This is a genomic window from Enterovibrio sp. FF113 (assembly GCF_041439165.1).
Classification (GTDB): Bacteria; Pseudomonadota; Gammaproteobacteria; order Enterobacterales; family Vibrionaceae; genus Enterovibrio; species Enterovibrio norvegicus_A.
This window is the reverse complement of sequence record NZ_JBGONO010000006.1, coordinates 32,445-56,775: the sequence shown is the minus strand read 5'-3', so window position 1 is coordinate 56,775 and position 24,331 is coordinate 32,445. Positions and strand designations below refer to the sequence as shown.

Below are 24,331 nucleotides of genomic sequence, written 5' to 3'. Positions count from 1 at the left end.
AGAGCGCCAAGTGGCGCTCTTAATATTTCGTTAGCCCACACTAATAATTGTCGTGGTTAATCTGCTCGCATCCAATGCAGTTATGCTTTTTCCGGAATGGCACTGAGCATAGCAATCATTTGTTCCCAGAACAGACCAACAGTAGCAATGTTGACTTTCTCATCGGGAGAATGCGGAAACTTGATCGTTGGGCCGAAAGAGATCATGTCCATGTTTGGGTATGGCTCTTTGAACAAACCACATTCCAAACCTGCGTGGATCACCATGATGTCCGGTACGCGGCCATAGATGTCTTCATAGGTTTTGCGGAAGATGTGCATAATTTCTGATTCTGGATCTGGTTTCCAGCCTGGGTAAGCGCCTGAGAATGTCACCTCAGCGCCGGCTAGTTCACCCAATGATCGCAGCATGCTTTCAACATAACTGCGACCACTATCCCCCAGTGAGCGGATAAGGCAAAGCAGTGTCATGGTATTTTCTTCTGTGGTGATCACACCGAGATTTAACGATGTCTCTACGACGCCGTCAATATCATCACTCATACGGATCACGCCGTTAGGACAGGCATTAATACTGGCAATGATGCGACCTTGTACGTTAGATGTCAGTGCTTGCTCGCTGATCTCGTTATCTAATACTGATAATGCAATAGAGGTTTCAATGGCCGCCAATTCTTCTTTTAGCACTGTTTCAAAATGCATAAAGAGTGACGCTAATTTTTCGGCATTCTCAGCAGGTATAGCGACATGGGCAAAGGCTTCGCGTGGGATTGCATTACGCAATGTACCACCGCGAATAGAGATAAGGCGTAAGCCTAAATCGTCAGCGTGACCGGCAAGAAAGCGTCCAAGAAGTTTGTTGGCGTTGGCGCGACCAGTGTGAATATCAACACCAGAGTGTCCGCCTTTGAGACCTTTGATTTGCAGTGCTTTACCCACATAGCCTTCTCCTAGTGCTTCTCGCTCTAGGGTGAACGCAATGGAAGTATCGACACCGCCTGCACAGCCCATGTAAATTTCGCCTTCCTGCTCCGAGTCAGTGTTTAGCAAAATGTCACCGTCTAACCAGCCTTCTTTGAGGCCAAATGCGCCAGTCATGCCCGCTTCTTCGTCGATAGTGAGTAGCACTTCGAGAGAGCCATGAGCAATATCATTGGCGGCAAGTACAGCAAGACAGGTTGCCATGCCCATACCGTTATCTGCGCCAAGCGTTGTGCCGTCTGCCGTTACCCAATCGCCGTCAATGTACGGACGAATCGGGTCGGTGACGAAGTCATGATCTGTGTTTTCGTTTTTCTGAGGCACCATGTCTATGTGAGCTTGAAGCACCACGCCTTTTCGGTTTTCCATTCCTGGTGTTGCTGGTTTCTTGATGATGACGTTACCCACATCATCTCGACACACCGACAAACCTTCATGGGTTGCCCAGTCTACAATGTATTGTGCGAGCTGGTCTTCATGCTTTGACGGGTGAGGAATGGAACAAATTTTGTCGAAAAACTGCCACACAGGTTGCGGCGACAATTGGCTGATCTCTGACACGGGTGATCTCCAGAAAAACACAGAATGAAAAAAGGCATGCAGTACTGCATGCCAATAAGCTAACAGAATTTGCAGCCGAAAAGTATGCCTTGTTAAAAGCATATCGCTACATATCGTATGAAATGCCTACATCTTAAACTGCCCGATAGCGCTTTTAAGCTGAACGCCAACTGCCGAAAGCGCCAAGCTTTGCTCAGTCAAATCGCGACTTTGTTCTACCGTCTCTTTCCCTTTGTCGACAAGGTTGTGAAGATTGACATTGATCTCCTCCGTGGCCGCCGCCGTTTGGTGGCATGCGGACGCGATGGATTGATTGATGGCGGTGATTTCGCAAACTTTACCATCAATTTCAGTCAGAGAGTGGAGGACATGCTGACTATGTTCTGCGGTGGCTTTAGACAGATTTTGTGTTGTACCGAGTGTGTTATTTAACGATGTGGCACGTGTTTGCAATGTCGTGATGATGTTTTCTATCTCGTCTGTGCTTTGTTGAGTGCGAATAGCCAGTGTTCTAACTTCATCTGCAACCACGGCGAAGCCGCGTCCCTGATCGCCTGCACGAGCAGCTTCAATGGCCGCATTGAGTGCCAAAAGGTTGGTTTGCTCAGCAATAGTGCGGATAACGTCCAATACTTTACCGACATTTTTAGAATCATCAGCCAACACCGTGGCTTCGGTTGCGGCGCTTTGAAGGCTATCTACCATTGCCAACATTTGCTCGCGCATATCATTAACCACGCTTTGCCCGCCATTGCATTCGTCTGCTGCGTTTTGAGCTTCATCCGCAGCATGGGCTGCTGACGTTGCGATCTCCTGATTACTGGCAAGTAATTCGTTGACCGCGGCAGAAATACTATCTATCTCCGTACTTTGTTGGTTGGCAAGGCGTTCTGAGGTCTCGGATAGACGGGTTATCTCATTTGCCGAACGAGAGATAGTGTCAGAGACTGGGTTGATCTCGCTGACTATGCCACGGATCTGATCGATAAATCGGTTAAAAAAGCGGGCTATCTGACTAAGTTCATCTCGCCCTTTGAGTGATAGCTTATGGCTGAGATCACCTTCTCCGCTTGATATGTCTCGTAGTGCTTTGGCCGTTTGCGTACTGGGTGCAACGATAGATTGCCCAATGACGGCACTGATCAATAGAACGATGACCAATATGCCAAAGACGTTGATGAGCAAAAAGGTGAGTTCTTTGGTGAACGCGGTAGCAACGTCATCCACATAGATGCCAGTGCCTAGCACCCATCCCCATGGTTTGAACAATTTTACATAAGACGCTTTCTCGACGGGATTGTCTGAACTGGGCTTACTCCAGTAGTAGTCAACAAAACCACCCCCAGACTGAGTGGCAACCTGTGCCATTTCGACAAACAACCGTTTCCCAGCCTTATCCTCAAACGTTGTCAAATCCTGACCGTTAAGCTTTGGCTTGATAGGGTGAAGGATCATGGTTGGGTGACTGTCATTTATCCAAAAGTAGTTATTTTGATCATAGCGGAGTGAGGCTACAGCGTTGAGAGCGAGTTTCTTGGCTTGCGCTTCACTTAGTTCGCCATCGATAAAACGCTGATAATGATGTTTTACTAAGCTATGAGCACTATCGACCAGTACCTTAGTTTCATCCTTTTTAAAGACCATCAGATTGTTGTAGTTCTGAGTGGCAAAGAGGTAGATCGGCAGTAGCATTGCACTTAGTGTGATTGCAACCAGGAAGAATACGCGGTTGCGTATATTGATATTTCGAATTACGTCAACAAGCATCAATAACAATCCCTATTTCTATTGTTTTGTTGTTTCGGGATGGATACTTTTTCAACTAACTGGTTACGCTGCAAGCATGTGAGCCTAAATTGTTGCCACATATAACATTATTATTTTCGAGACGTTTTTATTGTGTAATTTAATTACACAATCGTTTCATATGCAGTAGTTAATGTGATTTAGATCTCTTTTTGTATTGTAATTAAATAACGTAAAGGCTACTATCTCACCGTCTTCTGGATGGGCAGTGAGCCCAAAGACACAGCCATGCGCTAGCATTTGTTTATGGATAAACCCGAAATTATTCGTCTCCACGGAACCGAGCTTTACTAAAGCTGCATTTATTCGATTCGAATTTTTTGAGGTACAAATGATGAAAGGCAACTCTGCGTGTCATTACTGGAATCGTAGTTCCGTATACACCAATAATTTTCGTTATCCGGCGACGTTCGGATACAAAAGCAAGTAACTAATGGCTTGCTGATAGAAGAATTACCCCGCTCTAACAGATATTTCGTTTCCATTTTGGAAATCAGACTTTTATCTGGCGCCACTTTTTAGTGGCGTTTTTTTTGTCTTAAATTCTGAAATATTGGCTTTGTCTCTGATTGAACAGGCACCTTGAAGTAAATGGGGGGTATGCTCGTCTCAGATTTACGGTTTGTTCATTTCTTAATCTAAATTCCCCTCTAATATGTATGCCTTAAACTGACTAAATCATCAGGATGATGATAAGTCGCTTGTTTCGCCACCGATCGGAGTCTAAGTGATGCAATTCACACTGGAAATTTCACGAAGTGGCGGGTAAGATTCGCGTCAAATTTCGACGCAAACGTTTTCGTAAAACGTTCGTGTCTTATTGACTGGCATACACACACTTTCCAAGGAACCGAAAGCCATGCTTGAGCGTCTATTTAAGTTAAAAGAGCAAGGTACAGATATTCGAACCGAAATCATTGCGGGATTGACAACTTTCCTGACAATGGCCTACATCATTTTTGTGAACCCAGCGATCTTGTCTGAAACAGGCATGGACCGTGGAGCGGTATTTGTTGCGACCTGTTTGGCTGCGGCAATTGGCTGTTTCGTGATGGGTTTGGTTGCGAACTATCCTGTTGCCCAAGCACCAGGTATGGGTTTGAACGCCTTCTTTACTTACACGGTCGTATTCCAAATGGGATATTCGTGGCAGGTAGCATTGGGTGCGGTCTTCTTGTCTGGTTTGTGTTTTATCGCTTTGAGCCTGTTTAAGGTTCGAGAGTTGATTATTCACTCCATACCTCTTTCTCTACGAACAGGTATCTCTGCCGGTATCGGTATGTTTTTGGCGCTGATTGCGCTGCAAAACTCCGGCATCGTTGTGGCACACCCAGCAACCTTGGTGTCCATGGGAGATCTGTCCTCATTTGCACCTGCAATGGCAGCACTCGGGTTCTTCCTGACCATTGGCTTGGTGAATCGCGGCGTTAAAGGCGCAGTGATGATTGCTATTCTTGTTGTGACAGGTATTGCTGTTGCGACAGGTAACGTTCAGTACGGTGGCATAATGTCTGCGCCGCCAAGTCTTGCTCCAACCTTCATGCAGATGGACTTGTCCGGTGCATTTGAAGTCGGCATGATTTCTGTTGTGTTTGCATTCCTTTTCGTCGACCTGTTTGATACAGCTGGCACCTTAGTGGGTGTGGCACAAAAAGCGGACCTGATGGACAAAGATGGTAAACTACCACGCTTGAACCGTGCGCTGTTGGCGGACAGTACTGCAACCACTGTGGGTGCCATGCTGGGGACGTCAAATACGACGTCTTACATTGAAAGTGTGTCAGGCGTTGCTGCTGGTGGTCGCACGGGGTTGACCGCTGTTGTGGTCGGTATCTTGTTCCTGCTTGCACTGTTCTTCTCGCCATTGGCGGGTATGGTGCCTGCTTACGCAACAGCAGGTGCTTTGTTCTACGTGGCTATTTTGATGATGTCTGGTTTGGTTAGCGTTAACTGGCGTGACCTAACAGAAGCGGCACCCGTTGTGGTTGTTTGCTTACTGATGCCGTTGACCTACTCAATTGCACACGGTATCGGTTTAGGCTTTATCTCTTACTGCGCAATCAAAGCGTTTAGTGGTAAGGGACGTGATGTACCTATCAGTATTTGGGTTCTGGCTGCCCTGTTCTTGCTGAAATTCGTTATGTAAGACACAATATGCCGCAATATTTTTTAGTGAGTTAAAAGGCGACCATCGCCTCCGAGGTTTTCTGAAATGAGCAACAAGTTTGTTATCACCTGGGACAACATGCAAATGTATACCCGCCAATTGGCTGAAAAGCTTCTACCTGCTGAGCAGTGGAAAGGTATTATCGCGGTGAGCCGCGGTGGTTTGGTTCCTGCTGCGATTTTGGCGCGTGAGCTGGGTATTCGTCATGTAGATACGGTTTGTATCGCGAGCTACGACCATGATCATCAGCGTGATATGCAAGTTTTAAAGAAAGCTGACGGCGATGGCGAAGGCTTTATCGTGGTTGACGATCTGGTCGACACTGGCGGCACTGCTGAAGTCATTCGTAACATGTACCCGAAAGCCAAGTTCGTGACGGTATGTGCGAAACCGGCGGGCAAACACTTAGTGGATGACTACGTTGTCGACATTGCTCAAGATTGCTGGATTGAGCAGCCTTGGGATATGGCTGTGACGTTTGTCGAGCCTGTTGCTAAGCGCTAAAATAACGATTTACTGAAAAGCCCCGAAAGGGGCTTTTTTTATGCTCAGAGTTAAGTAAATGTTGTTCGGTATTATTACCCCTCGGTAAGATCATGGTTTTCTGTTTACCATGGTTTACACTGGAGCCAGTTGAAATGAATGCTCTGGAGATATTCCGTGAGAGAAACAGAGTCAGAAAACCTATCCGTTAAGCTTTTCAAACCCACCAAACATGCAAAAGAAACCTCCACCATCGTAGGGAGTGTCAATCAAGCGTCAAACGACATTGATAGCGTATTAGACGGTGACAGTGACAACAGTTGGTATCGCGTGCTGCGTCGTCCGCAATGGACATGGCAAGGTGTTGATCCGATTGAGATGGAAGAAACGCTTGCGCGCATTGCTGCCTCAGACAACGACCGAAGCAATGATAAGCTGCTTGATACCGTAGTGGGTTACCGTTCGGGAAACTGGCCTTATGAATGGACACAGACGGGTATCAGCCACCAGAAAACGGCGCTGTTGAAAGAAGAACAAGGCGATAAAGAGGGTGCGTTTACTGATTGGTTACGTGCGAGCACCTGTTTCAGCATTGCAGGCTATCCTCACCTAAAAGGTGACCCTCTTTCACAGCAAACCGAAATCCTTGCTAACAAAGCGTTTCATTCCGCGATGGAAAAGTCGACGTTCAGAATTGAAAAAGTGGTGACCAAAGTTGACGGTAAGTCGCTAGAAGGGTTTCTTTATATTCCTCATACCGATGAGCCGCTTCCGACTGTTATTGTGAGTGGTAGCTTAGATAGTTTGCAGACCGATCTCTGGCATTTATTCCAAACCTATTTCGCGCCTGCAAACATTGCGATGTTAACCCTTGATATGCCTTCGGTTGGTAGAAGCAGCGCGTGGAAGCTCACTGAAGATAGCAGTCGTTTGCATCAAGCGATGCTCCATGAGTTGGTCTCAGTGCCTTGGGTCGATCAACATCGAGTTGGTTGTTTAGGCATTAGGTTTGGTGCGAATGCCGCAGTGAGAATGGCGTTTGTAGAGCAAAATCTAATTAAGTCTTGCGTTTCTGTTGGCGGTATTCTTCATGCCATGCTGACAGATGCTAAGCGTCTAAAGACTATCCCCCCAATGCACTTAGATACGATTGCTTCTCGTATGGGGAAAAGTAGTGCGTCTGCGTCGCTGCTGACACAACTTCAAGCATTATCACTTCGTCATCAGGGACTGCTCAACGGCAGAAAAACCAAGGTACCGATCTTGGCGCTTGGTCTGGATGGCGATCCAGTGTGCCCAGATTCTGATAATCAACTGGCTGCGCTATACAGTTATGGAGGAAGGGCAAAAACCTTGCCGAGCAAACCTATTCATGACGGATATCACAGAATTATGCTTGAAGCTATTGAGTGGTTCACAAGAACATTGTGATCTAGATCTTTTTACTGCCTTGGGATAAAGACAGATTAATCAAAGCTCTCTGCCAAAGGACGAATTTTATCCGGTTGCATGTTATACAGTGATTGTTTGCTGTTTAAGCGTTTCCTCCTTTTGGGGGTGATTAAAAGTACGGAATGGCGGTACAGCCAACTTCTTACGCTAGTAAACATGCGATTGATAATAAAGAGATGGATATTCGCCTTAAGGGAGCTTGCTATGACCGAAGAAACTAAAACCTTATCTCATGGACGCCTGCTGACAAGGTTTGCTCAGCTTGGTCCTTATTTGCGTCAAAAGAAATCGACGGGGGAAAGCTACTTTTTTGATTGCCTTTCTGCTTGTGTTAATGCCAAAAAAACGCCCGAAAGTCGTGAGTTTTGGGGGTGGTGGATGAAGTTAACGCCAAAAGAAGGCGGCTTCGAATATTCCTACACCTTTGGGAAATTTAATACCGAAGGCGAATGGCTGGAAGAAAAATTACCGAAGAAATGTGTGCAGGAAGTGACGGAATCTCTCGATACTTTCTATAAAAAAATTGCGGGCTTTGTTGAAGGGGAGTTGGCGCTAGAAATCACAGCGCTACCATCTTTGAAGAAACCGAAATTGGGCACTGCCGCTTAAAGGCCTTAATTTGTCGATTATCGCGAGACAGTTGCTTTAATCACTTGTTATCTTGGTCTGGGATTGATAAAAGAAAGGCATATTCGCTTTTATGTTGTCAATGTCATGTCAGGCCAAGAAAACGTTTCATCTTTGATTTCTGAATCTGGCGATACACAAGATCGCCAGACCATCGTTGTAAAATTGGGAACCAGTGTGCTTACTGGTGGCTCAACCAAAATCGATCGCGCTCACCTCGTCGAATTGGTGCGTCAATGTGCCAAGCTTATTCGCCTAGGTCATCAGGTTATTGTTGTCACTTCCGGCGCTATTGCGGCGGGTCGACAACACCTCAATCATCCCGATCTCCCCAATACTATTGCCAACAAGCAAATGCTGGCAGCGGTAGGGCAAAGCCGTTTAATTCAAGAATGGGAAAGCCTGTTCGCTATTTATGGCATTAACATTGGCCAGATGCTGCTAACACGCGCAGATTTGGATGATCGCGAGCGCTATCTCAATGCCCGCGATATGCTTCAAGCACTGCTAGATAATCATATCGTTCCCGTTGTGAATGAAAATGATGCGGTTGCGACGGCTGAGATAAAAGTGGGCGATAACGATAATTTGTCGGCGCTTGTGGCGATTCTTGCTGAAGCTGACAAATTACTACTTCTAACCGATCAGCCTGGCTTGTTTACTGCAGATCCGCGTAACAACCCAGACGCTGAACTGATCCGCGAAGTGCATACGATCGATGAGACCTTACACAAGTTAGCTGGCGGCAGTGTCAGTGGTTTGGGTACGGGGGGCATGGCGACCAAGCTACAGGCCGCTGACGTAGCACGTCGAGCGGGTATTGAAGTGACTATTGCAGCAGGTAGCCGCCCAGAGGTGATTCAACATTTGGTTGAAGGAAAACCTGCAGGCACACGCTTTTTACCGTTGGCATCACCGCTTGAAAGCCGCAAACGTTGGATATTGGCCGGCCCTCCGCCTGCAGGCGACATCATTATCGATCAAGGCGCAGCGAAAGCCGTGGTAGAACGCCATAGCAGCCTATTGTCTAAAGGCATCATCGGCGTGGAAGGCCGTTTTGATCGTGGTGCAGTCGCGCGTATTTGTGATCAAAACGGTAAGCTATTAGCGCGCGGTATCTGCCGCTACTCAAGTACAGATTTAAGTGCCATCGCAGGTCGACACAGTCAGGATATTCAAGATATTCTGGGCTATGCACACGGCGCCGTTGCAATACATTGCGACGATCTCGTCGTCATTGATTAATTAATTTGGTTAGTAGCATTGCTGCTAACGCTATGGATAAGCAATAGAGGCTGACATGAGTCTGCAAACAACCGGTCTACAAACCATGGGACGCGCAGCCAAAGACGCTGCATATGTATTGGCAACGGCACCAACAGCGCAGAAGAATCAAGCGTTAGCAGTGATTGCTGATGAATTAGAAGCGAATGCAGCTAGCATCCTTGCTGCAAACGCAAAAGATATCGATGCTGGTCGTGAAGCGGGCTTGCCTGATGCAATGCTAGATCGTCTTCTGCTGAACGACGAACGTTTGGCTGGTATTGCCGCCGACGTTCGTAACGTGATTTCGCTTTCTGATCCGGTCGGTAGCGAAATGGACTGCAAAGTGCTTGAGAACGGCATGACGTTGAGCCGTCGTCGCGAGCCTATCGGCGTGATTGGCGTGATTTATGAAGCTCGACCTAACGTAACGATTGATATTGCCTCTTTGTGCCTAAAAACGGGTAACGCAAGCATCCTTCGTGGCGGTCGAGAAACCTTCCATTCAAACGTTGAGTTGGTGAAAGTTATCCAAACCGCGCTGGAAAAAGCAGACCTACCCGCGGCCTCTGTGCAGTATATCGAGAAGCCAGATCGCGAATTGGTTGGTGAATTGCTGCGTCTTGATGACTATGTCGACATGATCATTCCTCGCGGCGGTGCGGGCTTGCACAAAATGTGTAAAGAAAACAGCACCATTCCGGTCATCATTGGTGGCTTCGGCATCAGCCATATGTACGTAGACAAAACCGCTGACTTGGACCGTGCATTGGATTTGATTATCAATGCTAAAGCGCAACGTCCGTCTGCCTGTAATGCCCTAGATACCTTGCTAGTGAATCAAGAAATTGCAGAAACACTTCTGCAAAAACTGACGCCATTGTTCAATGACAATAAGCTTAAGATTGTTGCTGAAGCGGCGGCATTGCCATTGTTGGGTGGTGTTGCAGACCTGCAAGAAGCGGGAGAGGGTGATTTTGATACCGAATGGTTGAGCTTTACCCTTGGCGTTGCATTGGTCTCGGATGTATACGCAGCGCTCAAACATATGCGTGACCACAATGCGAGCCACTCTGATGCGATCCTCACCAACGATTTGATGGCGGCAGAAGCGTTTATCAATGGCGCAGGGTCTGCGGCAGTGTATGTGAATGCCTCTACACGCTTCACTGATGGCGCCCAGTTCGGTTTGGGTGCAGAAGTTGCTGTATCTACACAAAAGCTTCATGCTCGCGGCCCTATGGGCTTAGAGGAGCTGACAACCTACAAGTGGGTAGGTAAAGCGGATTATCTGTCTCGCCCATAATCGGGAAGCAGATTTTCGATGAAAAGGCGCTGAATCAGCGCCTTTATTGTGTCTGGCGTTTGCGTATATCTACGTCTAATACCAATTGGTATTAGAAGGGTTTAAGGCTACGCTATGCCGTGATTGTTTGAATGAAGATGGTCTTCGATGGATTACGCCACACTTTCTCGTATTAGCGTTAAAAACCTCACCGTTATGCATGTGCTATTGATGACGCATAGTGTGACGTCAACGGCCAATATATTATGTGTGACGCCATCGAGCGTCAGCAAAGCGTTGGGACAGCTAAGAGCGCAGCTGAACGATGAGCTCTTTTTCCGCAGAGGAAACCAACTCGCACCGACACAATATGCGTTAAGTATTGGCCCCGCAATCCACAATGTTCTGTCGAACATGAATGGTATTTTTCAGCAAGGAGAATTCTTGCCTGAAACCTTTACGGGCATGCTTTCATTGTCGATGAGAGAGAGTACGTTTGAGCTTTTTGCACCTCAGTTGGGGCAAATATCTCAGCGATTGAATGACCATGCGCAGTTGGTTATTTCCACCAAAGAGCAATTTAGCTTCGAAGCGCTTTTGAATGGAAAAATCGATTTTCTGCTGCTTCCGCATGATATCAGTCAGCCGCCGACACACAGCAAGAGTCTTATTTGGAAAACGATTTTAAGTGATGAAATGGTCTGCTTGATGAACCCGGCACACCCACTTTCCAATGAAGCGCTGACTATTGAAAAGTATTTAAGTTATCGCCACATTCGCGTCATTGATAAGGATTTGGCTGAGCCTTATTTTGAACAGACACTTACGCAACGACATGGCGCGAGAAATATTGCTGCGATGGTCGCAGACTTTGGTTCAGCGGCTTTAATGTGCCAGCATTCACCGTATCTTTTTACCTGCTCGAAACGCTGGGCTGAAACGGCTTTGCAAGGCAAGGGGCTGGTGGCCAAAGCGCTGCCATTTGATTACGGCCAAGTGGCCTATAGCTTGGTATGGAATACGGTGAGTTTGAACAATCCAGCGTGTCGCTGGTTGCACGATCAACTGGTTGGTGACACGGCAGAGATTTAGGTATAAACCGTCGGCAATTGCATGGGCCGATTGATCTTCGAAAACAACAATTCGTGGAAGCGATTCATCTCGCTTTCACTGCATTTCTCCCACGTTAACGCTTCACCGATCACACCGTGATGTTGAAACGCGTTAAGGCGGATCTTCACACCTTCAGGCAGGGTCTTTAAGTAATCTCCCACCGCATCGACTTCGGTATCCAAATCGCTTTTTCCTGGGATGTGCAGCAAACGCACTTCGTGCAGCTTGTTCTGCGTAGCCAAGTAATCAATGGTGTCGATGACGCGGTGCTTATCTCGACCGACGAGCCACAAATGCGTGTCTGATTGCCAGGCTTTGAGATCGACCATGGCACCATCAAGGTAGGGCGAAACGCGCTCCCATCCCGTGCGGGACAATGAACCATTGCTGTCGATGAAGCAGGTTAAGTGTGCAAGCTCAGGGTCAGATTTTATGGCTTTGAACAATGACAGTATAAAAGGAAGTTGCAGTGTTGCTTCACCGCCAGAAATGGTGATGCCATTGAGGAAGAAATGATGTTTGCGGATCAGCGCAAGCATCTCGTCCACGCTGTAGCGAACAATCTTCGGGTTGGATTTGTCAGGGCACACATCAATGCAACGGTCGCAGTGTGTACATTTATCCGCATGCCAGATAACACGCTGTTGGTCGTTCTTTTGGGTATGGATGGACAGGGCATCGCTTGGACAGCTTTTCACGCAATCACCACAATGGGTGCAGTGGTTGATGGTGTGAGGATTATGGCAAGTGATGCAATCGAAGTTACATCCTTGCAAAAATACCACCAAACGGTTGCCCGGCCCATCAACACAAGAGAATGTCAGAATACGACTGACCAGTGCTTGGTTTTGCGTTGGCTTCACTGACATTCTCTTGCTCTCGTTGTGTTCGTTATTAACGGACGCTGTGATCGGCAATACTGTTACTTGTAAACAGGGGTTGATTCAAAGCTCACCACGCGTGGCGCACGGTTCAAAATCCCCGTGTTCTTCGATGCTTCTGCACCTAACCAGGTGGTGTTCTTACGTGAACCTTCGTCGTCAAATTTCGCAATATCAGACAGCTTGATCATGTAACCCGTCACGCGAACCAAATCGTTCGACGCGACATTGGCCGTGAATTCACGGTAACCCAAGTTGATAGCGCCTTTACAAAGGTTGTACATGGCTTCAGGGTTCGATTTCACGGTCTCATCAATGGTCAGAATGTCGCTGATGCCTGATGTGTAGTGTTTGTGGTGGCCCGCCGTTGCGTGAACATACGTCACAGGATCAGGTTCAGTACCGTAAGGGATACGCACGCCTGGGGTAGCGTCCATGTCTAGGCTGATACCACCTTGGGCATGAAGCAGTGCCTTACCGTTGTAGCCGTACTTCACTGGGTTTTCGTCAACCAGTGCAGCCAGCTTTTCAGAAATGGCATGACCCAGCTCGTTGGCGCTGATGTCATGTCCGTATTTGCCTTGCTTGCCATCTTTTTCCAACAGAGCATTCACTGCTTCAGCCATGCCGTAGATGCCAAACATGGGTGCAAAACGGCTCTCTTCAATCAGGCCTTCCATTGCAAGGAAGTTGGTAAAGAAATTTGAAGATTCGTGAAGGTAAGTGCTACGAACGTCCATCAACTCAACCATCAACTTGCTGTAAGTTGGCAACGTTGTGTTGATGAAGTCTTCTGCGCTTTCTGCTTTGCTCGCGGCTTCTTTTAGGTTCATACGCACTAGGGTGTTTGAACCGCCCGCTAATGGCAGAGAGTTGTAACAGCTCACGATGCCGAAACGTTTGTCACCGTAAGCGCCAGCATGCATTGGGTAGTTGGCAATGTGTGGCTTGCTGCATTCACAGATGTTGCGAGTGGCATGGCGAAGCAAATCGTCTGGTGTGACAGCAGGGTCATACATGAACGTTAGGTTTGGTGCGATTTGTTTTAATTCAGCATCGACGCGCAAGATAGTGCGGCAGATGATGTTGTCAGCAGGACCGATGTTCGCATGCATGAATGCATCTGGCAGAGTGCGATCAAGCATGATCCAGAAACGTTTAATTTTTTGGTAGATATCTTCGTCGCTCAGCGAACCAACGTAAGGCATCAGCACATCATCGAGTTGGCCGACATACACAGGAATGTTGGTCACGGAAGGAACGTGGTGATAGATGATATTCAGCATGTTGAGTGCATCATCAAGGTTTTCTGCTGGCGTCAATTCCAAGTACTCAGAACCTTGCGAAAGAAACTTCGCGTAATCTGGCAGCACGTAACGTGGTTTGAATGGCGCGTGTCCTTCAAACATGTCACAGATAACACCGTCTTTCATTGCTTGCGCTATGTCGTCTTCAATCGACAGGTAAGGCAGGCTTGCCTCCGCTTCCAATGCCAGAAATTGGTTCTTCTGCTTTGGAGAAAGCGTTGGGTTGTTGATGATCTGGTAAAAACGTTGCTGCAGTTCAGAAAGGTTGTTGTTCATGGAAAAGACCCTACTTTAATTTGGGTTTATTTTACGTTGCGGCTAGGAGTTTCCACTATTAACTTTATGGGAAGGTGATATTTCCATTTTGGAAATCCGCCAAGGGCAATCGGATTTTTGGGAAACGACCAACACAAAAACGCCGAGCATGGGCTCGGCGTTTAGCATGATGAAAAGAGCAATGGTGTCTACTTGATTTCCACACCCTGCGCTTGCAGATCAGCATGGTAAGACGAGCGAACAAACGGACCACATGCAGCGTGAGTAAAGCCCAGCTCCAATGCGATATCGCGTAGTTCATCAAATTCTTCTGGCGGCACATAACGCTCAACCGGCAAGTGGTGACGGCTTGGTGCCAGGTATTGGCCGAGTGTCAGCATGGTCACACCATGCTCGCGCAAGTCTTTCAGCACTTGTACGATCTCTTCTTTGGTTTCACCCAAACCCATCATGACACCCGATTTCGTCGGCACGTTAGGGTGCATCTCACCAAATTTCTTCAGCAGTTCGAGCGACCACTTGTAGTTGGCGCCTGGGCGAGCTTTACGGTAAAGACGCGGTGCTGTTTCAAGGTTGTGGTTGAACACATCTGGCGGATTGTCTTTTAGCAATTCCAATGCCGTATCCATACGACCACGGAAATCGGGCACCAGTGTTTCAATGCGGATCTCTGGGTTTAGGGCGCGAATTTCACGGGTACAATCCGCAAAGTGTTGTGCGCCGCCATCACGCAGATCGTCACGGTCTACGGAGGTCACAACAACGTATTTGAGCTTCATGTCGCTGATGGTTTTCGCCAGTTTTGCTGGCTCATTGTCATCTGGTGCATTCGGGCGACCGTGGGCAACGTCGCAGAATGGACATCGTCGAGTACAAATTGCACCCAAAATCATAAACGTAGCAGTACCGTGGTTAAAGCACTCAGCCAAGTTCGGGCAAGACGCTTCTTCACAGACAGAATGCAGATTGTTTTTACGCAATGCAGACTTAATTTCTTGAATACGTTTGCTGTCAGAAGGAAGTTTGATCTTCATCCACTCGGGCTTGCGCAGCACTTCTTTTTTCTCAGTCGGCATGTTCTTGACCGGGATGAGCGCCATTTTGTCTGCATCACGGTATTTAACGCCGCGTTCCATCTGGATCGGTTTGCTCATAATTGATTGCTTTCTGTTAGGGACTCGACCTGATCATAGTTCAGGTGCGATGTCAGTTTATCTACTAACACAGGGTAAAGCTCAGTCAGTGATGCTGGCCCCCCTAAATCGACGGTTTGTGTCATTGCCATCCCTGCATAGCCACAAGGGTTAATGCGTAGGAACGGAGACAAATCCATATTGACGTTTAATGCCAATCCGTGGAATGAACAGCCGCGACGGATCCTAAGACCCAGCGAGCAAATTTTGTTATCACCCACATACACACCCGGTGCGTCCGGTCGTGCATTTGATTCAATACCATAGTGAGCAAGCGTATCAATCACTATGTTTTCTATGCTGGTTACCAGCTCTCTTACACCCAATTTCTTGCGTTTCAAGTCAATCAGGATATAGGCAATCTGCTGACCAGGCCCATGATAGGTCACTTGTCCGCCACGGTCACTTTGCACCACAGGAATATCTCCTGTCGCGAGTAAGTGCTCCGCTTTTCCCGCTTGGCCTTGGGTAAACACAGGTTCGTGTTCGACCAGCCAAATCTCATCACAGGTTTCAGCCGTGCGTTCGTCAGTGAAAGCATGCATGGCTTTCCACGTCGGCTCGTAAGGACGCAATCCAAGTTGTCTGATAATGAGGCGGTTCTGTTGCAAAGTACACCTGCTTGGCTAAAAAGGGCTGAGAGATTAAGGGCACCGAGCTCGTCAGTTACGCCATTATAATGACAGACGGCTGAATTAACAGCCGTCTATTTGTAAGGGCATTGTCGTAAAGTATTGTGGTGATCTTGTCTATACGTGATCGCTTACAGAACCATACGAACGATTTCAATATCACCCAGTTCTTTGTACAGCGTTTCAACTTGTTCGATAGACGTCGCTGTAATGGTGACAGACACGGCATTGTAAGTACCTTTGCCGCTGGGTGTCACTCTCGGTGTGTAATCACCCGGAGCGTGACGCTGAATGACTTCCAAAACCAGATCTGTGAGTTCTGGTTTGGCGTAACCCATCACTTTATAAGTGAATGTACATGGGAACTCCAGAAGGTCTTTTAGTTTTGGTTGCTCTTCCATTTTTTACTCCAGAATTGGCGTCGGAAGCATTGTCCGGCGACCTATATTTTGTGCTAATGATCACGCATTGCGTTGGGGGAGAATAGTAATCGTCCTGTTATAAGAAAACAAGATCATGCGCTTGAGGAGGAATATGGGGGCGGGCGAGGCAAATAAAAAGGCAGCCAATAGGCTGCCTTCTAAATTCTTCCTGGGTGCTTAGAACAAGCTCTTGAAGAACATGATGATGTAATCAACCAAGCGACTGAATAAACCACCTTCTTGCACGTTATTAAGCGCAACTAGTGGGTATTCCGCCACATCTTCGCCATCAACTTGATAGTAAAGCTTACCGACCACATCGCCTTTCGCGATAGGGGCTTCAAGTGTTTTTTCTAGCACAAAGCTGGCTTCTAAATCTTTCGCTTTACCGCGAGGCAGTGTGACATAGGTATCTTCGCTCACGCCCAATGCAACTTGGTCGGTATCACCCATCCATACTTTTTCGGTTACGAAAGTTTCATCGGCTTTATGCGGTGCAACGGTTTCGAAAAAGCGGAACCCGTAATTCAGCAGCTTCTTGCTTTCTGCTTTACGTGCGTTAGCGCTGTTTGTACCCATGACAACAGCGATCAAACGCATCTTGCCTTCGGTTGCAGAGCTGACGAGGTTGTAACCGGCTTTGTCTGTGTGGCCGGTCTTAATACCATCAACATTCATGCTCTTATCCCAAAGTAGACCGTTACGGTTGTATTGGGTGATGCCGTTGTAGGTGAACGATTTCTCTTCGTAGATGCGGTATTCTTCTGGCACATCACGGATAAGGGCTTGGCTTAGAAGTGCCAGATCATAAGGTGTTGAGTATAATTCATCATGATCGAGGCCGTGTGAGTTGGCGTAGTTGGTATCTTTCATACCGAGGGTTTTCGCCCAGCCATTCATGAGATCGACAAATGAATCTTCAGAGCCCGCTACGTGTTCAGCCATCGCCACACATGCATCGTTCCCTGATTGAATAATAATACCGCGGTTCAAGTCAGCAACTGAAACAGTGGTACCTACTTCGATAAACATCTTCGAACTACCTGGGAAGTTTTTCGCCCAAGCATTTTTACTGATAACAACTTCGTCTTCGAGGCTGATATTGCCGCGTTCAACTTCCTGACCGATAACATAGCTTGTCATCATTTTGGTTAGGCTGGCTGGGTTTAGACGTTCGTAGGCATTATTCTCGGCCAAGACTTTGCCCGAGTTGTAGTCCATCAATACATAGCCTTTTGCTGCGATTTGAGGCGCATCAGGTACGACAGATGGTGCTGCAATCGTTACAGCGGAAGTGGATACGGCAGTCAACAAGACTAAAGAGCGCAACAAAGAAGGTGATTTTTTCATAGATATAAGTACTTACTTGAATATTTCTCTAGTCAAAAGCAGTCGACACTATATCAGATAGCCCTGATAAGTGTCAGATGGGGTTACAACAACTTACTAATTAATGACACTCTATTTCAGAGTCGGTTCATTACTCATTGGCTCAACAACGATGAAGGCCTCATTTATTTGATGTTCTTGTGCAAGCATTGCAGCATGTTGCGTTTGGTCATAGTCATGAAATGGGCCGAGACGAACACGATACACTTTTCCCGACTGATGAATGTCAGTGGGAAGTTCGAACTGCTGGCTAAAACTCGCCGCCGCTTTTTCTGCTTTGGTTTTATCGGAGATCGCGGCTAATTGCACAAAGTAGCGATTGAGTCGCGCACCTTGCCATTCATCGTTCTCCACGGGTTTGTCGACTTTAAGTAAGGTGACTTTGACGGGAGCCGTACCCGAAGCCAAAACCCCCAGTTTCGATGCTGCTGCGTAACTTAAATCAATGACACGTCCTTCATGGAACGGCCCACGGTCGTTAACACGTACAATGGCTTTTTTGCCATTGGCGGTGTTTTCCACTTCGACATAACTCGGCAGTGGTAATGTTTTGTGGGCTGCTGACATTGAATACATATCATAAATCTCGCCATTCGAGGTTTTATGGCCATGAAATTTCTTGCCATACCAAGAAGCAATACCGGTTTCAGTGGTAAACGTTTCGGGATCTTTGATCACTTCGTAGTCTTGACCAAGAACCGTGTAGTTCTTGTTTCCCGCTCGGCTGTAGGGTTCGTAACGAGGATGCGCATCCTCAACATGTTCCAAAGTGGGTGTTGCTTCAGGCGCCTGGTCTTGCGCAATACTGTAGCGTTCGTCGTTCTTAGTGGCACAACCTGACAATACAATCGCAATCAATACGAGAAGTTTTTTCATTACAAAGCCTTTGAAAGCATTTTTCTGTGAGTGTGGATAGACATCAAAATCCCGAAGCCTGCCATTAGCGTCACCATGGATGTACCGCCGTAACTGACCAATGGAAGTGGGACGCCAACGACGGGTAAAATACCACTGACCATGCCAATATTAACAAATACATACACAAAGAAACTTAGCACAATACTGCCGGCCATCATGCGACCAAAGGCCGTTTGTGCTCGGCTTGCCAGCATTAAACCTCGCGCGATAATGAACAAATACAACATGAGCAAGCAAGCGACGCCGACCATTCCCCATTCTTCAGCAATCACGGCAAAGATAAAGTCGGTATGGCGTTCTGGCAAGAACTCCAGTTGTGATTGTGTGCCTTGCAGCCACCCCTTGCCTGAAATACCCCCGGATCCAATCGCTATTTTGGATTGAATAATATGGTAACCGGCGCCAAGCGGGTCTGATTCTGGATCGAAAAGTGTCCGCACACGGACGCGCTGGTATTCGCGCATGAGGAAAAACCAAAGCACTGGAATAAATGCCGCGACCAAAGCCCCTGCGCCAAGAATGATGCGCCATCGGATACCAGAGAGAAACAAAACGAAGATCCCTGATGCCGCAATGAGTATCGACGTTCCCAGATCCGGTTGCTTGGCGATGAGGATGGTAGGTACAAAGACCATCACCAAGCCAATAATCAGGTTTCTAAAGCGAGGCGGAAGAGGTTCTTTACCAATGAAACGTGCCACCATAAGAGGCACGGCAAGTTTGATTAACTCAGAGGGCTGAAAGGTGAGGATACCGAGATCCAGCCACCGCTGTGCCCCTTTGGCTGTTTCGCCAAAAAATAGCACGGCAATCAGCATGATTATGCCAGTGACATAGAGATACGGCGCCCAGAACTCGTAATGTCGCGGCGATATTTGCGCTAGCACGAACATCACTCCGAGAGCCAGCAGCATGCGGAAAACCTGACGCTCCATCATGGCAACGCTTTGTCCGCTGGCGCTCCATATCACCATTAAACCAAAACCCATCAGTAAAATAATGCCGAGCAACAGGGGAGCATCGAGGTGCAAGCGCTCAAAAATGGTCTTTTTTTGGCCTGTGGACGCGAACATACTCATTGAACCTGCTCCTCGTTATTTTTATCTTTCCCGAGCAACATATGGTCAAAAATACGACGGGCGATCGGAGCACCATTGGTGGACCCACCCCCAGCATTTTCTAACACCATAGAAACCACGACTTGAGGATCATCGAAAGGTGCAAAGCCAGTATACAAGGCGTGGTCACGCAGATGCTCCGCAATTTCATCTGCTTTATATTCTTCGTCTTCTGCCAATCCGAATACCTGTGCGGTGCCCGATTTGCCACCCGTGACATAAGGGGCATTGGCAAATGCACGTCGTGCAGTTCCTTTTTTGCCATGGTTAACCAAACGCATACCTTCAAGTGCTGCATTCCAGTACTTGTCGTTAACATCAGCAATGGGCGGGTACGGCGCGATCGGTGCGATTTCCACTTCACCTTCTGATTCTGTGCGCATTAAAAGGTGCGGTGGATGGACGATGCCTTTGTTGACCAATACGGTGGTCGCCTTAGCGATTTGCATCGGTGTTGATGTCCAGTAACCCTGACCAATCCCGACCGGTATTGTGTCACCTTTATACCAAGGCTGTCGGTAACGTGCCATTTTCCATTCTCTGGTTGGCATGTTGGCTTTGCTTTCTTCGTGGATATCGATGCCTGTGTAATCACCAAAACCAAACTTGCTCATCCATTCAGACAGCTTGTCTATCCCTAAATCGTAGGCGATTTGGTAGAAGAACGTATCCACTGACTCTTCAATCGATTGAACGATATTTACTCTACCATGACCCCATGCTAGCCAATCTCGAAATGGTCGAGAGGTTGAATTAGGTAAATGCCAATAACCGGGGTCATTACGTGTGGTATTGAGAGTGAGCGTTTTCTCTTGAAGCGCAGCGACAGCAATAAACGGTTTTATTGTTGAGGCTGGTGGATAAATACCGAGTGTCGCACGGTTGACCAAAGGTCGGTTTTTGTCTTCAAGTAATCCGCGATATTCTGGGCTAGATATGCCATGAACAAATAGGTTCGGGTCATAACTTGGCGATGAAACCATCGCTAAAACGGACGAATCTTCAGGGTCAAGTACGACAACAGCACCACGGCGCTCACCCAAAATGGAACGGATGTAGAGCTGAAGATCCACATCAAGATTGAGCACAAGATCTTTACCTGGCTCAGGGGGGACGTATTTCAATGTGCGAATGATACGTCCTCGGCTGTTCACCTCAACTTCTTGATAGCCCGCGGTTCCATGAAGATCTCTTTCGTAAAAGCGTTCAATGCCGAGCTTGCCAATATCGCGAGTCGCTCTGTAGTTGGTGCTCATTTCGTCGCGCTCAAGACGCGCAACGTCTTTGTCATTGATTTTGGCCACGTAACCCAATACGTGTGTCAGTGCATCGCCGTAAGGGTAATAGCGCTTGAGGTAGCCTTTAATCTCAACACCTGGGAATTTGTGTTGGTTGGCTGAAAATATCGCGACTTCCTCTTCGGAAAGCTGATTTTTGACGGCAACCGCATTAAAGCGACGAGAGCGTTTTTTGTCTCGTTCAAACGCGGCGATTTCACGATCAGAAATCTCGATCAATTCCTGTAAACGCGCAATGGTTCCAGGAATATCTTTGACCTGCTCAGACGTAATTTCGAGTGCGTAAACGGGGCGGTTTTCGGCTAATAGTTTACCGTTTCTATCAAAAATGAGGCCGCGATTAGGCGCAACCGGCACCACTTTGATGCGATTGTCGTTTGAGCGGGTGATGTAATCATCATGGTCATCAACCTGAATGGTGTACAGATTGAGTAAAAGCAGGCCGACTAAAATAACAATGCCGCCGAAAGCCACAATGGCTCGGCGGATAAACAAAGAAGATTCGGCCTGATGATCGCGTATTGGGCTACGCCTGTATCTCATGAACTATTCCCGATGATAAGGGTGATTCGCGGTAATGCTCCAGGCGCGATAAAGACTTTCAGCCATCACTACACGGACCAATGGGTGAGGAAGTGTCAATGGTGACAGAGACCAACTCTGCTCTGCGGCCGCTTTGCATGCAGGTGACAGTCCCTCTGGGCCACCAATCAAGATGGAAACATCTCGAGCATCCAGTTTCCAACTTTCCAATTGCTCAGCCAGCTGCTCTGTGTCCCAGCGCTTACCCGGAATATCCAGTGTCACAATGCGGTTTCCTTTTGGAACCGCCGCCAGCATCGCTTCGCCTTCTTTTTGCAAGATGCGCGCAATGTCAGCATTTTTCCCGCGTTTACCTGCCGTAATTTCGATCAGCTCAAGGGGCATATCTTTTGGGAAGCGGCGACTATATTCTTTGTAGCCTTCTTCGACCCATTTCGGCATTTTGGTGCCAACCGCGATCAGTTGTAATTTCATCGAATCAGTTCCACAGCTTTTCAAGCTCGTACAACTGACGTTGGTCGTCTTGCATGACATGTAACATGACGTCACCAAGGTCTAGCACAACCCATTCGCCTTCGTTTTGTCCTTCCATACCCAATGAGCGAACGTTGGCAGCCAGTGCTTCATCAGCAACATGCTCGGCAATGGAGGAAACGTGACGTTTAGAGTTGCCGGTGCACAGCACCATAAAATCAGTGATGCTGCTTTTGTTTCTGACATCAAGAGTCACGATGTCTGCCGCTTTCATATCATCAGCTTTGTCGGCAACGAAATGTTGAAGTTGGTCCGGAAGCAATGTTTTCCCCTTAATGGTGGCTATTGGTCAGTGAGATCTCATCGAGAAAATTATAACACTGGCTGTTGCGATTAAAATACGGTGGTGTCGCGTTGATACTCAGCGAATGGGCTCAAGGTGCACAGGGTGGCCACACATATCAAGACAAAACGCGGACAGCGCAGGCCAAGGCTGGCTATCAAAGTCAGTTTTTACCATCATTTCGATGTTGGCAAGGCTGTTGACCAAGTGCATTAATCTTGACAGTGGCAGTCGGTGCAAGGCTGAGGTTAGCGGTGCTCGGCGAGCTTGCCATACGCGATAATGGTCAAATATCTTATTTATCCCCATGCCCGACGCGCCATATTCCTGCATCTTGCAAAGTTGTATTAACTCTTTTTGGATCACGCGAAGCAATATGGTGATCTCGACACCTTCCGCTTCCAATTGGCGCGTAATTCTCACGGCACGTTTGGCTTTGCCATCAATCAACGCATCGGTGAGCTGAAAGGGCGTGTAGTGATTGTTTCGTGACAGGGCGTTTTGCAAACGTGGCAAAGTGAGTGCGCCATCGGGATACAACAACTGCAGCTTCATCAGGCTTTGCGACAGAGCGAGAAGGTTCCCTTCGTGCCATTGTGCGAGCAATTGGACGGATTCATGATCTGGCTTTAAGCCAAGTGCATGACAGCGCGTTTCGACGAAGCGAGGCAATTGGCGTGCATCGGGTGTATTACATGGCACATAAAGGCCATTTTTTTGAAACAGCGTGAACCACTTCGCTGATTCTTGTTTTTTGTTAAGACGCGGGCCTTCCAGAATCAACACCAGATCTTGGTGTAGCAACGGCTCGAGTTCTTTTAATGCATTGGCTTGAGCAGTTGTCAGCGCGTTTTCAGGCAATGTCAGGACAATGACCTGACGGCTGGAAAACAGACTCAGTGCCTGACAAGTATCGTATATGTCTTGCCAGTTGAGCTGGTTGTCGACCGTATAGCGGTGCTTTTCATCAAAACCTTGGCGTGCCGCTTCTGCAATGACACTTTGTTGGGCTTCTTGTTTAAGCAGTGGTTCATTACCGAACAGAAGGTAAGTCTGACACAAACCTTGAGATAGGCGTTGTGTCAGTTGTTCTGGGTAGATCCTCATTCGACGTTTTCACCGTCAGTGGTGTAGCTGGACAGAGGTTTACCGCGGTTTTCCTCTTCCTTGCCGTTAAAACGCGTTTCAATAGTGAGGTCAGGGTTGGTGCTATCGACGCCCTGATAAAGCTCACGTAAGGCTTTCTCTTCGGCTTCTTTGCGCTCAAAGGCTTCGATATGCGCATTCAAACGCGCGAGTTGTCGCATGATTTGCTTTGTCGCTTCAACTCGCATTTCTTGCGCAAGCATTTCCTCCTCCACTGACTTTGCTAATGCAGTCAATGGGTTATCAAGGTATGTGCGGCTAAGAGACGTAGAGAATCCGTAGTTTCCTTTACCAGGCACCGTCACGGAATAGCTCACAGTGTAAGCAAATTGCTTTTCTGCAACGCGGCTATTTTGGTAAAGAGAAAGCGTACTTTCACCATAGCTCTCACCATTCAAACGTAGATTTGAGATAGTTTCAGCCGGTGGTACGAGATCAATATCGTAAAGACGAAGCTGTGATTTCATTTCACGGGTCAGTTTGCCGTATTGGTCAAAACTCGTGATAGAAAGCTTTTGAATTTCATCAGGCAGGTTGTAGCTGCCACGAAGTTGGAATCCGCAAGACGCGGTGGCCAAAGCGGCCACCACGACAAGCAGGGTTCGGAGAGAGCGAAAGATCGATGTCACCGAATTCTCCCTGTTGTTGTTGGCA

The 24,331-nt window shown here is 47.6% G+C and carries 22 protein-coding genes; 7 read left to right on the top strand and 15 right to left on the bottom strand.

The features are described from left to right. Positions 1-80 precede the first annotated feature (80 nt). A complete protein-coding gene (locus ACED36_RS06245) occupies positions 81-1,541 on the bottom strand; it encodes an aminoacyl-histidine dipeptidase (protein WP_017006737.1) in 1,461 nt (486 codons plus the stop codon). 126 nt (positions 1,542-1,667) lie between these two features. Next, a complete protein-coding gene (locus ACED36_RS06240) occupies positions 1,668-3,308 on the bottom strand; it encodes a methyl-accepting chemotaxis protein (protein ID WP_016959691.1) in 1,641 nt (546 codons plus the stop codon). Positions 3,309-4,206: 898 nt separating this feature from the next. On the opposite strand from ACED36_RS06240, the gene ACED36_RS06235 reads away from it, so the two are divergent. The 7 genes from ACED36_RS06235 (at position 4,207) to ACED36_RS06205 (ending at position 11,716) form a co-directional block, all read left to right on the top strand. Beyond that, entirely contained in the window at positions 4,207-5,493 is a 1,287-nt protein-coding gene (locus ACED36_RS06235; RefSeq protein ID WP_016959690.1) for an NCS2 family permease, read from the top strand. Between the two features lie 66 nt (positions 5,494-5,559). Next, positions 5,560-6,018, top strand: coding sequence for a xanthine phosphoribosyltransferase (gene gpt, locus ACED36_RS06230; protein ID WP_016959689.1), 459 nt, complete (start codon positions 5,560-5,562; stop codon positions 6,016-6,018). 156 nt (positions 6,019-6,174) lie between these two features. Next, positions 6,175-7,428: an esterase FrsA gene (frsA, locus tag ACED36_RS06225; protein ID WP_016959688.1), complete on the top strand. Its 1,254-nt coding sequence runs from the start codon at positions 6,175-6,177 to the stop codon at positions 7,426-7,428. A gap of 225 nt (positions 7,429-7,653) precedes the next feature. Further along, positions 7,654-8,058: a sigma factor-binding protein Crl gene (gene crl, locus ACED36_RS06220; RefSeq protein ID WP_016959687.1), complete on the top strand. Its 405-nt coding sequence runs from the start codon at positions 7,654-7,656 to the stop codon at positions 8,056-8,058. A 105-nt stretch (positions 8,059-8,163) separates the two neighbouring features. After that, positions 8,164-9,321, top strand: a complete 1,158-nt coding sequence (proB, locus tag ACED36_RS06215; protein ID WP_016959686.1) for a glutamate 5-kinase — start codon at positions 8,164-8,166, stop codon at positions 9,319-9,321. A gap of 55 nt (positions 9,322-9,376) precedes the next feature. Then, positions 9,377-10,645: a glutamate-5-semialdehyde dehydrogenase gene (locus ACED36_RS06210; RefSeq protein WP_371732945.1), complete on the top strand. Its 1,269-nt coding sequence runs from the start codon at positions 9,377-9,379 to the stop codon at positions 10,643-10,645. Positions 10,646-10,792: 147 nt separating this feature from the next. Next, positions 10,793-11,716, top strand: a complete 924-nt coding sequence (locus ACED36_RS06205; RefSeq protein WP_371732944.1) for a LysR family transcriptional regulator — start codon at positions 10,793-10,795, stop codon at positions 11,714-11,716. Here the strand turns inward: ACED36_RS06205 and ACED36_RS06200 are convergent. The 13 genes from ACED36_RS06200 to lptE all read right to left on the bottom strand — a co-directional run bounded on the left by ACED36_RS06200 (position 11,713) and on the right by lptE (position 24,306). Then, complete coding sequence (locus tag ACED36_RS06200) at positions 11,713-12,606, bottom strand: YjjW family glycine radical enzyme activase (protein ID WP_017004693.1); 894 nt, start codon at positions 12,604-12,606, stop codon at positions 11,713-11,715. The two genes, ACED36_RS06205 and ACED36_RS06200, sit on opposite strands and share 4 nt — an antisense overlap. A 53-nt stretch (positions 12,607-12,659) precedes the next feature. Beyond that, positions 12,660-14,201: a YjjI family glycine radical enzyme gene (locus ACED36_RS06195; protein WP_017004694.1), complete on the bottom strand. Its 1,542-nt coding sequence runs from the start codon at positions 14,199-14,201 to the stop codon at positions 12,660-12,662. A gap of 188 nt (positions 14,202-14,389) precedes the next feature. Further along, on the bottom strand, positions 14,390-15,355 hold the full coding sequence (lipA, locus tag ACED36_RS06190) for a lipoyl synthase (RefSeq protein ID WP_016959681.1): 966 nt from the start codon (positions 15,353-15,355) through the stop codon (positions 14,390-14,392). Next, complete coding sequence (gene lipB, locus ACED36_RS06185) at positions 15,352-16,005, bottom strand: lipoyl(octanoyl) transferase LipB (RefSeq protein ID WP_026024032.1); 654 nt, start codon at positions 16,003-16,005, stop codon at positions 15,352-15,354. Before lipB ends, lipA begins: the two co-directional genes overlap by 4 nt. A 152-nt stretch (positions 16,006-16,157) precedes the next feature. Beyond that, the gene (ybeD, locus tag ACED36_RS06180; protein WP_016959679.1) at positions 16,158-16,427 is read right to left on the bottom strand and encodes a DUF493 family protein YbeD; all 270 of its coding nucleotides are present in this window, start codon (positions 16,425-16,427) and stop codon (positions 16,158-16,160) included. Between the two features lie 198 nt (positions 16,428-16,625). Then, positions 16,626-17,798, bottom strand: a complete 1,173-nt coding sequence (locus tag ACED36_RS06175; RefSeq protein ID WP_016959678.1) for a serine hydrolase — start codon at positions 17,796-17,798, stop codon at positions 16,626-16,628. A gap of 111 nt (positions 17,799-17,909) precedes the next feature. Next, positions 17,910-18,713, bottom strand: a complete 804-nt coding sequence (locus ACED36_RS06170) for a septal ring lytic transglycosylase RlpA family protein (protein WP_016959677.1) — start codon at positions 18,711-18,713, stop codon at positions 17,910-17,912. Next, positions 18,713-19,834: a rod shape-determining protein RodA gene (rodA, locus tag ACED36_RS06165; RefSeq protein WP_016959676.1), complete on the bottom strand. Its 1,122-nt coding sequence runs from the start codon at positions 19,832-19,834 to the stop codon at positions 18,713-18,715. The genes ACED36_RS06170 and rodA overlap by 1 nt, the downstream gene beginning before the upstream one ends. Next, on the bottom strand, positions 19,831-21,714 hold the full coding sequence (gene mrdA, locus ACED36_RS06160; protein ID WP_371732943.1) for a penicillin-binding protein 2: 1,884 nt from the start codon (positions 21,712-21,714) through the stop codon (positions 19,831-19,833). Before mrdA ends, rodA begins: the two co-directional genes overlap by 4 nt. A gap of 3 nt (positions 21,715-21,717) precedes the next feature. After that, positions 21,718-22,188 carry a 23S rRNA (pseudouridine(1915)-N(3))-methyltransferase RlmH gene (gene rlmH / locus ACED36_RS06155; protein WP_016959674.1) on the bottom strand — a complete coding sequence of 157 codons (471 nt, stop codon included), beginning with the start codon at positions 22,186-22,188 and terminating at the stop codon, positions 21,718-21,720. 4 nt (positions 22,189-22,192) lie between these two features. Continuing rightward, positions 22,193-22,510 carry a ribosome silencing factor gene (gene rsfS / locus ACED36_RS06150; RefSeq protein WP_016959673.1) on the bottom strand — a complete coding sequence of 106 codons (318 nt, stop codon included), beginning with the start codon at positions 22,508-22,510 and terminating at the stop codon, positions 22,193-22,195. A gap of 99 nt (positions 22,511-22,609) precedes the next feature. Further along, on the bottom strand, positions 22,610-23,638 hold the full coding sequence (gene holA / locus ACED36_RS06145; protein WP_371732942.1) for a DNA polymerase III subunit delta: 1,029 nt from the start codon (positions 23,636-23,638) through the stop codon (positions 22,610-22,612). Then, the gene (lptE, locus tag ACED36_RS06140) at positions 23,635-24,306 is read right to left on the bottom strand and encodes an LPS assembly lipoprotein LptE (protein ID WP_016959671.1); all 672 of its coding nucleotides are present in this window, start codon (positions 24,304-24,306) and stop codon (positions 23,635-23,637) included. The genes holA and lptE overlap by 4 nt, the downstream gene beginning before the upstream one ends. Positions 24,307-24,331 lie beyond the last annotated feature (25 nt).

Coding starts and splice junctions, on each gene's coding strand:
- lipA (WP_016959681.1), bottom strand. CDS start 15,355: ATGAGCAAACCGATCCAGATGGAACGCGGCGTTAAATACCGTGATGCA.
- ACED36_RS06240 (WP_016959691.1), bottom strand. CDS start 3,308: ATGCTTGTTGACGTAATTCGAAATATCAATATACGCAACCGCGTATTC.
- crl (WP_016959687.1), top strand. CDS start 7,654: ATGACCGAAGAAACTAAAACCTTATCTCATGGACGCCTGCTGACAAGG.
- rlmH (WP_016959674.1), bottom strand. CDS start 22,188: ATGAAATTACAACTGATCGCGGTTGGCACCAAAATGCCGAAATGGGTC.
- proB (WP_016959686.1), top strand. CDS start 8,164: ATGTCAGGCCAAGAAAACGTTTCATCTTTGATTTCTGAATCTGGCGAT.
- gpt (WP_016959689.1), top strand. CDS start 5,560: ATGAGCAACAAGTTTGTTATCACCTGGGACAACATGCAAATGTATACC.
- ACED36_RS06195 (WP_017004694.1), bottom strand. CDS start 14,201: ATGAACAACAACCTTTCTGAACTGCAGCAACGTTTTTACCAGATCATC.
- ybeD (WP_016959679.1), bottom strand. CDS start 16,427: ATGGAAGAGCAACCAAAACTAAAAGACCTTCTGGAGTTCCCATGTACA.
- rodA (WP_016959676.1), bottom strand. CDS start 19,834: ATGAGTATGTTCGCGTCCACAGGCCAAAAAAAGACCATTTTTGAGCGC.
- ACED36_RS06235 (WP_016959690.1), top strand. CDS start 4,207: ATGCTTGAGCGTCTATTTAAGTTAAAAGAGCAAGGTACAGATATTCGA.
- ACED36_RS06200 (WP_017004693.1), bottom strand. CDS start 12,606: ATGTCAGTGAAGCCAACGCAAAACCAAGCACTGGTCAGTCGTATTCTG.
- holA (WP_371732942.1), bottom strand. CDS start 23,638: ATGAGGATCTACCCAGAACAACTGACACAACGCCTATCTCAAGGTTTG.
- ACED36_RS06175 (WP_016959678.1), bottom strand. CDS start 17,798: ATGAAAAAATCACCTTCTTTGTTGCGCTCTTTAGTCTTGTTGACTGCC.
- ACED36_RS06170 (WP_016959677.1), bottom strand. CDS start 18,713: ATGAAAAAACTTCTCGTATTGATTGCGATTGTATTGTCAGGTTGTGCC.
- ACED36_RS06210 (WP_371732945.1), top strand. CDS start 9,377: ATGAGTCTGCAAACAACCGGTCTACAAACCATGGGACGCGCAGCCAAA.
- ACED36_RS06205 (WP_371732944.1), top strand. CDS start 10,793: ATGGATTACGCCACACTTTCTCGTATTAGCGTTAAAAACCTCACCGTT.
- mrdA (WP_371732943.1), bottom strand. CDS start 21,714: ATGAGATACAGGCGTAGCCCAATACGCGATCATCAGGCCGAATCTTCT.